Genomic DNA, 13,253 nt, shown 5'->3' with positions numbered 1-13,253 from the left:
TCCTGACGCCGTCCCTGCGGGCGGCCTTTGCGGCGAAGTAGATGGGGATCGCTATCGCGAGGTTCATCGGGTTCGGCTCCTCTATTGCGAATGCTATTCTCTCCAGTTCTTTCTCAACCTCCTCCCTGCCAAAGACGGCCTCCCTGAGTTCGAGCCCCAAGTTCTCGGCCGCCCTCCTCGCCCACTCAAGGTCGGGGCTCCCCTCAATGCCTGCTGTGTAGAGGACTACATCGGAGTACTTCGAGGCGGTTAGGGCGAGCAGCGAGCTGTCAAGCCCCCCTGAGAAGAGAACGCCCGTCTTCCGACCGACCCGGAGGCGGACTGAGTAGCGGAGAGCGGTTTCAATCGCTTTCACAGCTGTCTTTTCATTGAGCTTCCCAACTTTCCCCCGTGTAAGTTCGAGGGGGCTTAGGAGCCCCTTCCTAACGGTGCCCCCTTCGGACAGTTCAACCAGCTCTCCCTGCCTCACTGGGATTGCCTCCTCCCCGATAGCCCAGAGCACCTTCCTCTCGCTGCCGAAGAAGCCGCCTTTGGAGTAGTAGAGGGGTCTTATCCCGAGGGGGTCCCTGAAGAGGTATATCTTGCCGCGGTAAAAGAAGGCCACGGCGTAGTCACCCTCTATCATGAGCATGGCCCTTCTGACTGCCTCCTCTGCTCTCAGGCCATTCCCAAGAAGCAGCTCCATCAGTCTGAGTATGACCTCGCTGTCGACGTTGCTCTCGAAGCGCGCTCCCCTCCTAATCAGGTACTCCCTGAGCTGGATGTGGTTGTAGACCTCACCGTTGTGGGCGAGCACGATCTCGTTGAAGAAGGGCTGGATGTAGTCCTTTGAGCCCGTCATACTGAGCCGGCACTGGAGGATCCCCACGGTTCCCTCCGGGATGGATTCCACCTCTGAGAAGTCTGAGCCCTTCATGGAGCCTTCATCGGTCCACACTCCAAACCCGTCCGGCCCCCTGTGCTTTCCAGCCTCTATCATCCTGATGAACTTTTCCCTCAGCTTTCCGTTGACGCCCCCTGCTATCAGGCACATGGCTATCCCGCCCCAAATCCGAGCAGGGCAATAAAAAAGTTCCCGCCTATGCGGGGGCTTCTCCAGCTGGCCTCCCCTGCTGTGCAATCCTAAGGGTGGGCTTTCACTGGGTGGCCGACGGCAACTTTTTTAACGCGCCCCGCGTAGGCCCCCCATGATGTGGAAGAAGACGCTGTTCGTGCTGGCGGTAGCGGTAATCCTGGCCGTAATGGTCGTGGGAACCGGCCATCCTAAGGGCTCCCCTTCAAAAGGGACCTCCCCGTCCCCTCCAAAAAGCAGCCCTCAGTCACCCACACCCTCAAAACCCTCCCCGAGATCTACCCAGCGGGAGGTCGTGCCCTGGAAGCCAGACGGTGTGATAGGGGAGGGCGAGTACCAGAGGGCTTACAAGGATGGGGACTTCGAGCTCTACCTCAGGGCCGAGAACGGCACGCTGATGGTCGGCATGAGGGCGCCCACGAGGGGCTGGCTGGCCGTTGGTTTCGGGGGAACGAAGGGAATGAAGGGAGCTGACGTAGTTATAGCTTACGTCTTCCCCAATGGAACCGTCGCGGTAAGCGACGAATACTCAACCGGCTTCTCCGGCCCCCACAATCCCGATGGGATATACGGAGGAACCGACGACGTGCTGAGTTATGGGGGGTCCGAGGGGCCGGACTACACCGTTGTGGAGTTTTCGAGGAAGCTCGACACAGGGGACAGGTGGGACTTCAAGATACCGTCCGCTGGGAAGTTCAGGGTCATCTGGGCCTACGCACTTGAGGACGACTTTCTGTCGATGCACGTTAAAGCCGGAAGCTTCTACGCGGAGGTGGGCTGATGATAGTAGCCTTTGACTTCGACGGAACCGTTGTTGACAGCTACACCGTGATCGAGGAGGCCTTCAGGAGGGCCCTCGAAAAGCGCTGCCGCTGGCTCCCGGGAAAGAGGCTCTGGGCGAAGCTGCTGACAAAGGTGGAGCTCCAGTTCGAGAGACCGGCCTTTGGAAAGCACAGGAAGAAGTCGAGACCACCCTTCTTTCTGAGGACGAAGTTCTTTGAAACCTGGTTCGAGGAGAGGGCCAGGCTAACTGAGCCCTTGGACGATGCACCCGAGGTTCTCAGGAGGCTCAGGGAAGCCGGTCACACCGTCATATCCTTCTCCGCCGAGGACTTCATAGACGGAATGAAGGCGCGGAGAATGAAGATGGCCGGCCTCTACGACCTCTTCGACGACGTCGTGGTCTTCGGCAGGGGGATGACGATTGAGGATGCATTTAAGCTGGTTCGCGAGAGGTACGGCGACGAGACATTCATCTGGGTGGACGACAAGCCCTGGCGCTTCATTGGGCACGGCGACGGGAACACGGAGTACGTCTGGTACTACTTCCCCTTCACCGCGAGGTTCGTGGAAAAGAACAGGGAAAAGTTAGCCCTGATCCCCCACCTACACGTCATCCGGGATCTCTGGAGCATCTTCGACGTGATAGAGAGGGTGCGGCAGGAGAAGGGCTTGGAGTGAGGGCGATGGTTGGCAGGCGCTTCTGGGTTCTCCTGCTGCTTCCATCCCTTCTTTTTCTCGTTCTCTTCTTCTACTACCCGATAGCCCTGATACTCCTCGACGGCCTCTCGTGGGGCTCCCTCTCCTCGGTTTTGGCCAATCCCTACTACCGCCACGTTATCCTCTTCACGATCGAGCAGGCCATTGGCTCGACGGTCTTAACGCTGCTCCTCGGCCTTCCCGGGGCCTATCTCTTCGCCAAGTACGACTTCCCGGGAAAGCGCTTCCTCAAGGCCCTCCTAACGGTTCCCTTCGTCATGCCCAGCATAATGGTCGCCCTCGGCTTCATCCTCCTCTTCGGGCGGAGCGGCTTCATAACCTCCCTCCTCGGCCGCGACCTCGGAGTACTCTACTCGTGGAAGGCCATACTCCTTGCCCACGCCTTCTACAACTTCCCGGTCGTTGTCAGGATGGTGTCTTCGCTCTGGGCGAGGATAAACCCCCACTACGAAGAAGCAGCCGAAAGCCTCGGGGCGAGGGGCTTCACCCTCTTCCGCAGGGTCACCCTCCCGATGCTCTACCCGGCTATCTTCGCTTCCTCCATGCTCACCTTCATCTTCTCCTTCCTCAGCTTCGCCATCCCCCTCATCCTCGGCGGCTACAGGTACGGGACGATAGAGGTGGCCATCTTCACGTCTATAATGACCCTGCTCGACTTCAGGACGGGGGCGGCTTTGGCGGTTCTCCAGATGGGCCTGAGCTTCACCTTCATGTACCTCTACCTCAAGAGCCTTGATGCATACTCCAAAGCGGAGGAGCAGAGGGTTCTTCAGCGGCCGAGGAAGCTCACCCTCTCGGACTTCAGGGGCCTTAGAGGGGCCGGCATAGTCCTCTACTCGCTAATCGTTTTCCTCTTCATACTGGCTCCCCTCCTCGCGGTCTTTTACGACTCCCTAACTTCCAGCGGTCACTTTACCCTAAAATGGTACCGCCACCTCTTTGAGAGCTCCTACAACCCGATATTCGGCTCGGACAGTCTACACGCCGTCATCTGGACTTTCGTCTTCGGCTTCTCCACCGTCCTCTTAGCCACCCTGATAGCCCTGACGATGTCCTACTCCTCCAGGAGATGGGATCTACCTGGCAAGATCATCTTCGACGTGCTCGCGACCCTTCCCCTCGGCTCCTCTGCTATAATCATCGGCCTCGGCTACATCAAGGCCTTCCACAGGCCGCCCCTTCTCCTCCTCGGCAGTCCCTTCCTCATAATAGCCGCCCACACCACCATAGCTTATCCCTTCGCCCTCCGCGCCGTCTCGGCGGCGCTGAAGAAGGTGAGGCCCAGTTTGAGGGAGGCGGCGATGAGCCTCGGGGCCAGCGACCTCTTAGCGTTTCTTAAAGTCGAGCTCCCCTTGGCCTTCGGTGGCATCGTAGTCGGCGCCGTCTTCTCCTTTGCCATGAGCGTCGCCGAGCTCGGTGCAACGTACATGATCTACCAGCCCAAATACACCACGGTGACCATAGCGATCTACCGCTACCTCGGCTCAAGGCAGTTCGGGCCGGCATCGGCGATGGCTGTCGTTTTGATGCTCGTGAGTATGGCCGGTTTTTTAGTCATCGAGAGAACGGGTGAGGAGGTATGGTGAGGCTCAGGCTTGAGGGCATCAGGTTGAGGCGCGAGGGCTTTGAACTCAACATCCCTGAGCTTGAGGTGGGGGAGGGCGAGTTCATGACCCTCCTCGGACCGAGCGGCTGCGGCAAGACAACTACGCTGAGGATCATAGCCGGCTTCGAACGGGCGGAGGGGAGGGTTTTCTTTGACGGTGAGGACGTCACCAAAAGGCCGCCCTACGAGCGGAACATAGGGATAGTCTTCCAGGACTACGCCCTCTTCCCCCACATGACGGTCTTTGATAACGTGGCCTTTGGGCTGAGGCTTAGAAAGCTCTCAAAGGCTGAGATCGAGCGAGAGGTGAGGGAGGTTCTCTCGCTCGTTGGCCTTGAGGGCCTTGAAAACCGCTACCCTGAGCAGCTCTCCGGCGGCCAGCAACAGAGGGTAGCTCTAGCCAGGGCCCTCATCATAAGGCCGAGGCTCCTCCTCCTCGACGAGCCGCTGAGCAACCTCGACGCCAAGATAAGGGAGAGGTTGAGGGGTGAGGTAAAGCGCGTCCAGAGGGAGCTCGGGGTCACAACGGTCTACGTTACCCACGACCAGGAGGAGGCCATGGCGATAAGCGACAGGATAGCCGTTATGAAGGACGGGAGGATAATCCAGGTTGGAAGGCCCCTGGAGCTCTACTACCGTCCTAAGGACGAATTCGTGGCGCGCTTCCTCGGAACAGGAAACATTCTGCTTCTTGAGGCCAAGAACGGGAGGGCCTGCCTCGGAAGCCTGTGCTTTGATACTGAAGGAGAGGGGAAGGTGAGGGTCTTCTTCAGGCCTGAGAGCGTTTTCATAATGCAGGGTGAAGAAGCGGACGTCGTTGACTACGAACTCCTCCCCGGGAGGATGAGGCTCTTCCTGGAGGTGGAGGGGCAGAGGATCGTTGCAGAGCGCTTCATCCCTGAGCTGCCCTTCAGCCCGGAGCGGGTTCCAAAAAAAGTGGGTGTGAGGGTGGGGGACTACCTCATCCTCTCCCCTTGATTATCTCCTCGGGGCTCTTGCCCTGGATCATTAGCTCGACCCACTCCTTGACCCATTCGTTGTGCTTCGCCTTTATCTCCTCTGGCGATGGATTTACGATCTTCCCAGGCTTAACCGCGTACTTGTAAACCTCCGGCAGTGTAACGTTATCGCTCGCCGGGAACATCCAGTTGTGGAGGGGTATCTCCCTCTGGGCCTCGTTGCTCAGCAGGAAGTCTATGAACTTCTCGGCCAGCTCCCTGTGCTTGGTCCCCTTCACTATCCCCGCCCCCTCGATCTGGACGTAGGCGGTGCCGTTGAGCAGGACTACCCCTATGTTGGGCTCGCTGCCGTTTTTGTAGTAGGCATCGTAGGCCGGGTCCGTAGCGTAGCTGACGAAGAGCGGGGCCTCGCCCTTGTCCCACATCTCCCATCCGGAGTCCCAGCCGTTGGTTATCTGGTAGATCTGCGGTTTGAGCTTCTCCCAGTAGTAGAGCCATCCTGGATCGCCATAAGCGGCTATCGTCCAGAGCAGGAAGGCCATTCCGGTTGAGCTCGTCCTTGGATCCTCTAAGATAAGGCTCTTCTTCCACTGGGGCTTGAGGAGGTCTTCGAAAGTCTTCGGCGGGTTCCTGACTTTGTCCTTCTTGTACACTATCGCTATCGCGCCGTAGTCGTACGGGACGAGGTGATAAGTTGGGTCCAACCCCTCTACGAGATCCTTGGGAACCGCACCTAAGTCCCTTGGTTTGTACACCTCCAAGACTCCTGCTTCTATCGCCTTGGCCGCGAGGCTGTTGTCGATACCAACGACCACGTCTGCCTTGGGATGGTCTTTTTCTAAGATGAGCCTGTTGAGGACGTTTCCAGCGTCGCCGAGTGTTATGAGGTCTACTTTGACGTTGTACTTCCTCTCAAACTTCGGTATGATGACTTTAGCCACGTCCTGAAAGCTGTCGTAGGAGTAAACCACGAGGGTCTGCGACTTTTGGGTCGTGGACTTTGAGGTGCTTGCATTCCCCCCGCCGGAGCCAATGCAGCCGAGGGAGAACACCACAATGAGTGCCAGACCTATGGCGAGTGCTTTATACCTCATCCTATCCCCTCCGATAACATGGTTGTCTTTTTCAAGAACCGATTTTTTCAGGGGTTAATAAACTTTGCTGGACGATACTGGGGTGGGACGTTTCCGAAGAGAATTCCAAAAAGTAAAAATTCGGCCTAAAAGATGTTGGAATATGTAAGAAAATTCCAAAAGAGTTTTAAATTCATGGTTCAAACTAAGTACTGCCCAAGCCTTTCCCCGTGGGTTTGATTTTTTTGGGCTGCTGATCAAAGCAGGGGGTGATAAATTTGGAACAGAGGGAGCAATGGGCAACGAAATTGGGTTTGATTTTGGCCATGGCCGGGAACGCGGTTGGCCTTGGCAACTTCGTCAGGTTCCCAACGCAGGTTGCCCAGAACGGTGGCGGCGCCTTCATGGTACCGTACTTTATAGCGCTGTTCTTCCTCGGTATCCCCGTGATGTGGGTTGAGTGGGTCGCCGGTCGCTACGGTGGCAAATATGGTCACGGTACCCTCGGTCCAACGTACTACCTCATGGCCAGGGAGAGCGTCAAGCCGAGGAGCGCCCTCTGGTGGGGCGTTTTCGCTGGAATGCTCGCCTTCAGCCTGACGGTGCTGCTCAACAGCTACTACCTCCACCTCATCGGCTGGTCTGCGGCTTACTCGTGGTTCAGCATAACCGGTGCCTACTTCGGAACCAACACCGGCCAGTTCTTCAGCAACTACCTCGGCAACTACGGTGAGATCTTCCTGTTCTGGGGCATAACCGTGGCTCTGCTCGCCATAGCAGTTGGTCAGGGCGTCAGCAAGGGCATTGAGAGATGGGTCAAGGTGATGATGCCGCTCCTGTACCTCTTCGCGATACTCCTGGTCGGTTACATCTTTGTCCTTGGCTCACCTATTGACCCCAACTGGAGCACCATAGACGGCTTCAAGTTCATCTGGAGCCCCAACTGGAGCTACCTCAGCGCCCACCTCTGGGACGTTATGCTCGCGGCGACGGGGCAGATATTCTTCACGCTCTCCCTCGGTATGGGCATCATCCAGAACTACGCCAGCTACCTCGGGCCCAAGGATGACGTTGCCCTCTCGGGTATCGCGACTGTCTCGCTCAACGAGTTCGCAGAGGTCGTTCTCGGTGGCTCAATAGCCATACCTCTTGCAACAGCCTACTTCACCAAGATAATCAGCCCGGATCTCATCATGAAGGCCTTTGGCAGCGATTCCAAGACCCTTATGACATTAGGTGTTCCGCAGAACATTGCAAGCAGCGGCAACACCACCATGATCTCCAACTATCTCAACCAGCACTGGAACTCCATACTGTCCGCACTAGCCCAGCACAAGGACATCGGTCTTGGGGCTATCGGAAGGACGTTCGGCCTCGGCTTCTCCTACGTCAACCTGCCGAACGCGTTCGTCAGCATGGGCGACGCTGGAAAGGCCTTCGGTGCACTCTGGTTCCTCCTGCTCTGGTTCGCTGGCTTCACCTCTGCGATAGCAATGTACAACTACCTCACGGCACTGCTTGAGGAGGATCTCAACATAAAGAGGAGCATAGGCACCTGGATAGTCTTCATCATCTACCTGATAATGGGGCTCCCGGTGGTCTACATCAGCGGCTACATGGATCAGCTCGACAGCTGGGTGAGCTTCCAGCTGACTCTGCTCGCGCTGGTTGATATAGTGGTGGCGGTGTACCTCTTCAAACCGGGCAACTTCTGGAAGGAGCTCCACGAGGGTGCATGGATGACGGTGCCCGGCTGGTACAAGCCGATAATCCTGTACATAGCGCCAATACTCCTGCTGCTCCCGCTCGTCGGCACCTTCAAGAGCTTTGTCAGCGGAAGAATAGGCATAGCACCGTGGACAGCTATAATAGTCATGTTCATCATCGGGGCAATAGAGAGCTACTACTCCATCAAGAGGAAGTACGGCGAGGAGCTGGAGAAGAACGAGGTCATCATAAGGGTCTGAGGTGGTGGAAATGGGAAGCTGGGTCATCTACATGCTGACCGCCTGGTTTGTTATCTTTGCCCTTATGGGCTGGAGCATAGGCAGGCTTTTGGAAGCCGAGAAGAGGGGACAAGGGTCTTAAACCCCCTCTTTTTATTTCCTCCGGAGGGATAAAGGTGAGGAGTTCTGGAATTCTGCTCGATACAGCCGAGGTTCTTGAGTCGGCCTTAGAGCGCATAGATCGGCTGAAAACCCTCAGCGGTAGGGAGAAGGAAGCCCTGAAGAGAAAAATAGCGGGGGCAGCCGAGAACTTTCGGGAGCTTTCAAAGCGGGCGGTAAAGGACAACGAGGAGTTGGCCGAGTTCTTCTTCAAGAAGGCCAAGGAGTTCAAGGCCATGAGCACTGACAGGGGCATTGAGAGGGAGGGCAAAAAGAACTACCTGCGGATGGCAGGGAGGATTTATCAGTACTCGCTGTCTGCCGAGTACGACTTCATCCCCGATAAGCTCAAGGAGCTTAAGAAGGTCTACCGGAAGTACATCTTCGGCATGACCCTGTTTTTCGTGCTAAGCGGTCTGTTCCTCAACCAGTTCATCGCGATAACCGCCCTGATCCTTGCGATCCCGATAATACTCTCGATGCTCTCCCTCCAGCGCAGGGGGCATCTGGGCCTTCTCTTAGCTTACTCCGCTCTCCCTATACCCTTAGTCGTGGGGTTCATGGCGATGACCTACTCCCTGCGGACGCTGCGCGACCCCGCTAAGATAGCAGAGATAGCCGGCCACCTCGGAAAGAGCACGGCCTTTGCCCGGGGTTATCTGACGGTGTTGCTCCTGATCTCGCTTGTGGAGCTTTACCTGCTACTCGACGGCACGGTTGGCCTCTACAGGCACCGCCACGCTTTCCTGTGAGATTGGCGTTGATGCCCTCAGTAGAGGGCCTCGTTGCCCCTCTCCCCTGTTCTTATGCGTATCGCATCCTCAACCGGGCTTATGAATATCTTGCCGTCTCCGGGGCTGCTACTCCTCGCGTTTCTGATGATCGTGCTGACGACCCTATCGAGGTCACCGTCCTTCACGACGATCTCAACCTTCATCTTCGGGAGGAGATCGTAGGGCGGTATTCCTCCCTGAACCCCCCTTCCCTGGACGGGGTAGGCCGTGAGCGGGAACCGATCTGTTTTAGGGCACTCTTGACCCTGTTAAAATCCTCCGCCCTGATAATAGCCTCCACCTTCTTCATGGGCATCACAGTTAGTTTTAGGAAAAGTCAAGAAAAGGCTTTCGAAAGCGGTTCGGGGAGGTGGCTCAGGGAATCTGCTTGACGAACTTCCTGAGGCGCTTTATTGATATCCCCGTCTTTTTGGCCAGCTCCTCAAGGTCCGCACGCTTGAGGTCGTCGGTGCTCTCAATCCCAGCCCCCTTAAGCTTGGCAAGGGTCTTCGGCCCGATGCCCTTTATCGAGAGGAGATCTCGCCCGGGTTTCTTCCGGTTTTCCCTCTTCTTTGAGACGGCTTTCTTGGTTCTTCTCGCCTTGACCATACTCCTCCTCGTCTTCGCCGCCTTTGTGCTGGTTTTAGCGCCCTCACTGGAGATCGCCGTGGCGTAGGCCCTCTCCTTCGCCCCTCTGTTTCCCCCACTGTTCTCCTCCGCCGGAAGCTCGGGGGGCTCGACGTGTTCCTCAAGCTTGGGTGGATTCTCGCTCACGTAGTAGGCGACGGCAACGGGTTTGAAGGGGTTGTCGCGTTCCTCAAGCTCCTCGAGGAGGGCCGCGTTGAACTCCCCCTTTTTGACTCTCTTCACGATTTCGTTTGCGAGCCTGTGGAAGTCCCTGCTGTGGGTCAGAACCCTCCTCGCGGCGTACTCCCTGGCCTGCCCCGTGCTTATGAGGAACTGCCAGTCGCTGGCCTCCAAGATCAGAAGCTCCCTCGCGAGCTGTTCAATTGCCCTATCCGTTAGCGCCTCCCTCCCGTAAAACCTGCTCGCCACCGCCACCATCCTGTCCTCCGCGCGGTAGACGTGCTCCCAGGTCCACGCAGTCTCCGGGTTCCACCAGGTCGAATGGTCTGCGTTCGCTCCCCACGAGCCCTCGGGCGGCTCTATCTCATACCTCTCTCCGGAATAGCCCTCGAGGAACTTTGAGAGGGTGATGGGCTCGATTCCCCTGCTCTCCATTAGCTCGAGAACCCTTCCAAGCCACATGATGCCCTCAAACCACCAGTGCCCGAAGAGCTCCGTGTCGTAAGGTGAGACGATTATGCCCCGCTCCCCCGTTTTCTCCTCGAACTCCCTTAGGAGTTGTTCCACGAGTGAGACGAAGTGCCTCGCGTGCTCTTCAACGCGTTCCCTCGCCTTGTCCGGGTCGTAGAATGCCTTCTCACCGAGGTCAACGTCCTTCCCTGTTATCCTCCAGTACTGGCCCCCGCTCTCCTCGGCCTTCCTGTGGAACTCCCTGTACCAGAAATCGCCGGGGTAGCCGAAGTGTGCGCTCCAGACCTGGTGTCCTGTCTCCCTGTTGCGGCCGAAGATCGCTATCCTCGATCCCTTTATCCAGTACGGCCTTAGGGTGTTCTTCTCACCTTCATAAGGCTCTATGTCGCCGTAGCCCTTTCCGACGGGCCCCCTGTCTATGAGGTTGCTCTCGACTATGAAGTATTCGAGACCGAACTCCTCAAGGAACTTCTCGATCCCCTCTCTCTCCACAGTCCTTCCGTCTGGGAGCTCCCACTCCCCGCCGGGCCGGTATGCGCACTCGGGGAGCCATATCCCCCTCGGCCTCCTTCCGAAGTGCTTTTCGTAAGTCAGAACGCCGTTGCCTATCTGGGCCCTTATGGACTCCTCCCTTCCCAAGAGCGGGAGGTAGCCGTGCGTTGCTGCGGAGGTTATGACCTCGATGTACCCGGAGTCCTGGAGTTCCCTGAGCTTCCCGATTATGTCACCGTTTATGGCCTTCCAGTAGTCGTAGACCTTTCTGAAGTGTTCGAGGTTTGAGAGGACGGCTTTTCTATCGTATCTGCCGGACTCCAAGTCCCTCTCAACGAGGCTTATCTTCCTGAGGAGGTAGCTCTCGAACTCCGATTTTACGTAGTCGTCCGCGAGCTGTTCCGCAAGGACGGGCGTTACGTTGATGACCAGCTGAAACCTGACCCCCGAGGCTCTCAGCCTCTCCAGCTCCATAAGCAGGGGCAGGTAGGTCTCGCTCATGGCCTCGTAAAGCCACTCCTCCCCGAACGGCCACTTTCCGTGTTTACGGACGTAGGGTAGGTGCGTGTGAAGGACGAACGTGAAGTATCCTCCCATAGGTATCACCGCGAGTGTTATAGATCTTTCCCTTTTTAACGTTTCCTGAACCAAGGGGTGCCCTGATGAACATTCCTAAAGTTGAGACCATTGAAATGCCGTGCCAGCGGACACAGGAGCCGGCTTTGAACGCCTTCCCGGGTTAAAAAGAAAGGTGGAGGGGGCATGTCGCGATCAGACGTAGTCCTCAAGGGTCTTTGCCCTGACGAGGATGCTGGCCTTTTTCCTGCCGTAGAACACCTCAACCAGCCCATCGGACTCGAGCTGCTTTAGGGTTGAGAGAAGGGTCGGCATGGGGGTCTCAAGTTCAGCGCTCAGGGATTGGAGTGCAACAACCCTCTTCTTCGTTGCGAGAACTTTGTATACAACATCCTTCTGCCTTCCAAACATCCCGGCAGGCACCGTATTAACTTACGAGCTTACACTAAATAAACTTTGCTGGGGAGATTTCGGCGGGGTGACAACGGCAAGGGTTTATAAACCCTCTTCTCAAGGTGCCACGATGAGGATGGAGGGCCGGATCGAGGGCTTGGCTGAGAACGGGCTCGGGATACTTAAGGATGGGAGGAGAAAGATCTACGTCCCCTTCACAGCCCCGGGGGATAGGGTTAGGGTCACGAAGCTGAGGAGGATAAAGAGGATTCTAATAGCGGAGGAGTTCGAGCTCATAGAGGGCTCCGGGATCAGGATAGAGCCCCGCTGTCCATACTTCGGCCTCTGCGGGGGGTGCCTCCTCCAGCACGTACCTTACAGGGAGCAGCTCTCCTTTAAACGGTCGGTGCTTGAGAAGGCCCTTGATATGGATGTCAGTGTGATCCCTTCACCAAAGATATTTGGGCATAGAAACAGGGTTGATGTTGTCATATCTACAAAAGGGGTTGGCTTCAGGAGGTACGGCACCTGGTGGGACGTGGTGGACATCGAATCCTGCCCCGTCTTCGGCGAAGCGAGCGGCAGGGTTCTCAGGTCGCTCAGGGATTTCATGGCCGATTTTAACCTGCCTGCTTACGGGATCCGGGAGAACAGCGGGTTCCTCAGGTACATCGTCATCAGGGAGGGGAAGTTCACGGGTGAGCTGATGGTGAACCTCGTCACGAAGGAGGGGAGTCTCCCAGGGGAGTTCCCGGAATACTTCCCCTACGCCACCTCCATCTACTGGAGCGTGAACAGGAGCGAGAGCGATGTTTCCTACGGGGACGTTGAGAGGTTCTGGGGAGCAGAGTTCATAAGGGAGACCCTCGGGGACGTTACCTACCTCATACACCCGAACTCCTTTTTCCAGACCAACAGCTACCAGGCCGTTAATCTACTCAAGACGGTGGCCTCTCTGGCGGAGGGTGAGATGGTTCTCGACCTGTACTCAGGCGTTGGGACCTTTGGGGTGTACCTCGCGAAGAGAGGCTTCAAAGTTAGGGGGATTGAAGTGAACCCGTGTGCGGTTCGGATGGCAAACCTAAATTCTGAGCTCAACAGCGTGGAGGCCGAGTTTGAGGTTGGGGAGGACAGGAAAGTTGAGGACCTCAACGGTTACGACACCGTAATAGTCGATCCGCCGAGGGCGGGGCTCCACCCGAGGCTCGTAAAGAGGCTTCTCAAGGACAAACCCGAAAACCTTATTTACGTTTCCTGCAATCCGAGAACACTATCCATGAACCTGAGGGAGCTGAGGGGAGCCTACAGGGTGGAGGAGGCGGTTGGCCTCGACATGTTCCCCCACACCCCCCACGTTGAGGTCGTGGTGAAGCTGAAAGGGTAGTGTTAGGATTGAACCAATAGGTTAATATACCATCCCAACATA

At 56.9% G+C, this 13,253-nt stretch carries 13 protein-coding genes; 7 read left to right on the top strand and 6 right to left on the bottom strand.

The window, feature by feature from the left end; genetic code table 11:
* Nucleotides 1-1,033 (bottom strand): asparagine synthase-related protein (locus MVB78_RS09355; protein ID WP_297490615.1); only part of this gene is annotated, 1,033 nt, incomplete at its 3' end.
* A 154-nt stretch (nt 1,034-1,187) separates the two neighbouring features.
* Here MVB78_RS09355 and MVB78_RS09350 point away from each other — a divergent pair.
* The 4 genes from MVB78_RS09350 to MVB78_RS09335 are packed head-to-tail and all read left to right on the top strand — an operon-like array spanning nt 1,188 to nt 5,156.
* Entirely contained in the window at nt 1,188-1,853 is a 666-nt protein-coding gene (locus MVB78_RS09350; RefSeq protein ID WP_297490613.1) for a DOMON domain-containing protein, read from the top strand.
* Nucleotides 1,853-2,533 (top strand): HAD family hydrolase, encoded by a 681-nt coding sequence (locus MVB78_RS09345; RefSeq protein WP_297490611.1) that lies wholly within the window; start codon nt 1,853-1,855, stop codon nt 2,531-2,533. Before MVB78_RS09350 ends, MVB78_RS09345 begins: the two co-directional genes overlap by 1 nt.
* A 5-nt stretch (nt 2,534-2,538) precedes the next feature.
* Nucleotides 2,539-4,158: an iron ABC transporter permease gene (locus tag MVB78_RS09340; protein WP_297490631.1), complete on the top strand. Its 1,620-nt coding sequence runs from the start codon at nt 2,539-2,541 to the stop codon at nt 4,156-4,158.
* Nucleotides 4,152-5,156 (top strand): ABC transporter ATP-binding protein, encoded by a 1,005-nt coding sequence (locus tag MVB78_RS09335; protein ID WP_297490609.1) that lies wholly within the window; start codon nt 4,152-4,154, stop codon nt 5,154-5,156. Before MVB78_RS09340 ends, MVB78_RS09335 begins: the two co-directional genes overlap by 7 nt.
* Here MVB78_RS09335 and MVB78_RS09330 read toward each other — a convergent pair.
* Entirely contained in the window at nt 5,140-6,231 is a 1,092-nt protein-coding gene (locus MVB78_RS09330) for a thiamine ABC transporter substrate binding subunit (protein ID WP_297490607.1), read from the bottom strand. The two genes, MVB78_RS09335 and MVB78_RS09330, sit on opposite strands and share 17 nt — an antisense overlap.
* A gap of 257 nt (nt 6,232-6,488) precedes the next feature.
* Here MVB78_RS09330 and MVB78_RS09325 point away from each other — a divergent pair, with 257 nt between their 5' ends.
* Complete coding sequence (locus MVB78_RS09325; protein WP_297490605.1) at nt 6,489-8,177, top strand: Na+dependent transporter; 1,689 nt, start codon at nt 6,489-6,491, stop codon at nt 8,175-8,177.
* A gap of 155 nt (nt 8,178-8,332) precedes the next feature.
* Nucleotides 8,333-9,067: an alpha-glucosidase gene (locus tag MVB78_RS09320; RefSeq protein ID WP_297490603.1), complete on the top strand. Its 735-nt coding sequence runs from the start codon at nt 8,333-8,335 to the stop codon at nt 9,065-9,067.
* A 17-nt stretch (nt 9,068-9,084) separates the two neighbouring features.
* Here MVB78_RS09320 and MVB78_RS09315 read toward each other — a convergent pair whose 3' ends face one another.
* The 4 genes from MVB78_RS09315 to MVB78_RS09300 all read right to left on the bottom strand — a co-directional run bounded on the left by MVB78_RS09315 (nt 9,085) and on the right by MVB78_RS09300 (nt 11,845).
* Nucleotides 9,085-9,279 carry a P-II family nitrogen regulator gene (locus MVB78_RS09315; RefSeq protein ID WP_297490630.1) on the bottom strand — a complete coding sequence of 65 codons (195 nt, stop codon included), beginning with the start codon at nt 9,277-9,279 and terminating at the stop codon, nt 9,085-9,087.
* Nucleotides 9,249-9,404, bottom strand: a complete 156-nt coding sequence (locus MVB78_RS09310) for a hypothetical protein (protein WP_297490600.1) — start codon at nt 9,402-9,404, stop codon at nt 9,249-9,251. Before MVB78_RS09310 ends, MVB78_RS09315 begins: the two co-directional genes overlap by 31 nt.
* Nucleotides 9,405-9,463: 59 nt before the next feature.
* Nucleotides 9,464-11,455, bottom strand: coding sequence for a 1,4-alpha-glucan branching protein domain-containing protein (locus MVB78_RS09305; protein WP_297490628.1), 1,992 nt, complete (start codon nt 11,453-11,455; stop codon nt 9,464-9,466).
* Nucleotides 11,456-11,629: 174 nt separating this feature from the next.
* On the bottom strand, nt 11,630-11,845 hold the full coding sequence (locus tag MVB78_RS09300; protein WP_297490625.1) for an ArsR family transcriptional regulator: 216 nt from the start codon (nt 11,843-11,845) through the stop codon (nt 11,630-11,632).
* 118 nt (nt 11,846-11,963) lie between these two features.
* On the opposite strand from MVB78_RS09300, the gene rlmD reads away from it, so the two are divergent.
* Nucleotides 11,964-13,211 (top strand): 23S rRNA (uracil(1939)-C(5))-methyltransferase RlmD, encoded by a 1,248-nt coding sequence (rlmD, locus tag MVB78_RS09295; protein ID WP_297490624.1) that lies wholly within the window; start codon nt 11,964-11,966, stop codon nt 13,209-13,211.
* Nucleotides 13,212-13,253: the final 42 nt, after the last annotated feature.

Source organism: Thermococcus sp., from assembly GCF_026991495.1.
Lineage (GTDB): Archaea > Methanobacteriota_B > Thermococci > Thermococcales > Thermococcaceae > Thermococcus.
This window is presented reverse-complemented; position numbering and strand designations above follow the sequence as displayed.

Bases quoted from the DNA above. Each gene is read 5' to 3' on its own strand.
- MVB78_RS09350 (WP_297490613.1), top strand. From the start codon at position 1,188: ATGATGTGGAAGAAGACGCTGTTCGTGCTGGCGGTAGCGGTAATCCTG.
- MVB78_RS09345 (WP_297490611.1), top strand. From the start codon at position 1,853: ATGATAGTAGCCTTTGACTTCGACGGAACCGTTGTTGACAGCTACACC.
- MVB78_RS09340 (WP_297490631.1), top strand. From the start codon at position 2,539: ATGGTTGGCAGGCGCTTCTGGGTTCTCCTGCTGCTTCCATCCCTTCTT.
- MVB78_RS09335 (WP_297490609.1), top strand. From the start codon at position 4,152: ATGGTGAGGCTCAGGCTTGAGGGCATCAGGTTGAGGCGCGAGGGCTTT.
- MVB78_RS09330 (WP_297490607.1), bottom strand. From the start codon at position 6,231: ATGAGGTATAAAGCACTCGCCATAGGTCTGGCACTCATTGTGGTGTTC.
- MVB78_RS09310 (WP_297490600.1), bottom strand. From the start codon at position 9,404: ATGCCCATGAAGAAGGTGGAGGCTATTATCAGGGCGGAGGATTTTAAC.
- MVB78_RS09305 (WP_297490628.1), bottom strand. From the start codon at position 11,455: ATGGGAGGATACTTCACGTTCGTCCTTCACACGCACCTACCCTACGTC.
- MVB78_RS09300 (WP_297490625.1), bottom strand. From the start codon at position 11,845: ATGTTTGGAAGGCAGAAGGATGTTGTATACAAAGTTCTCGCAACGAAG.
- rlmD (WP_297490624.1), top strand. From the start codon at position 11,964: ATGGAGGGCCGGATCGAGGGCTTGGCTGAGAACGGGCTCGGGATACTT.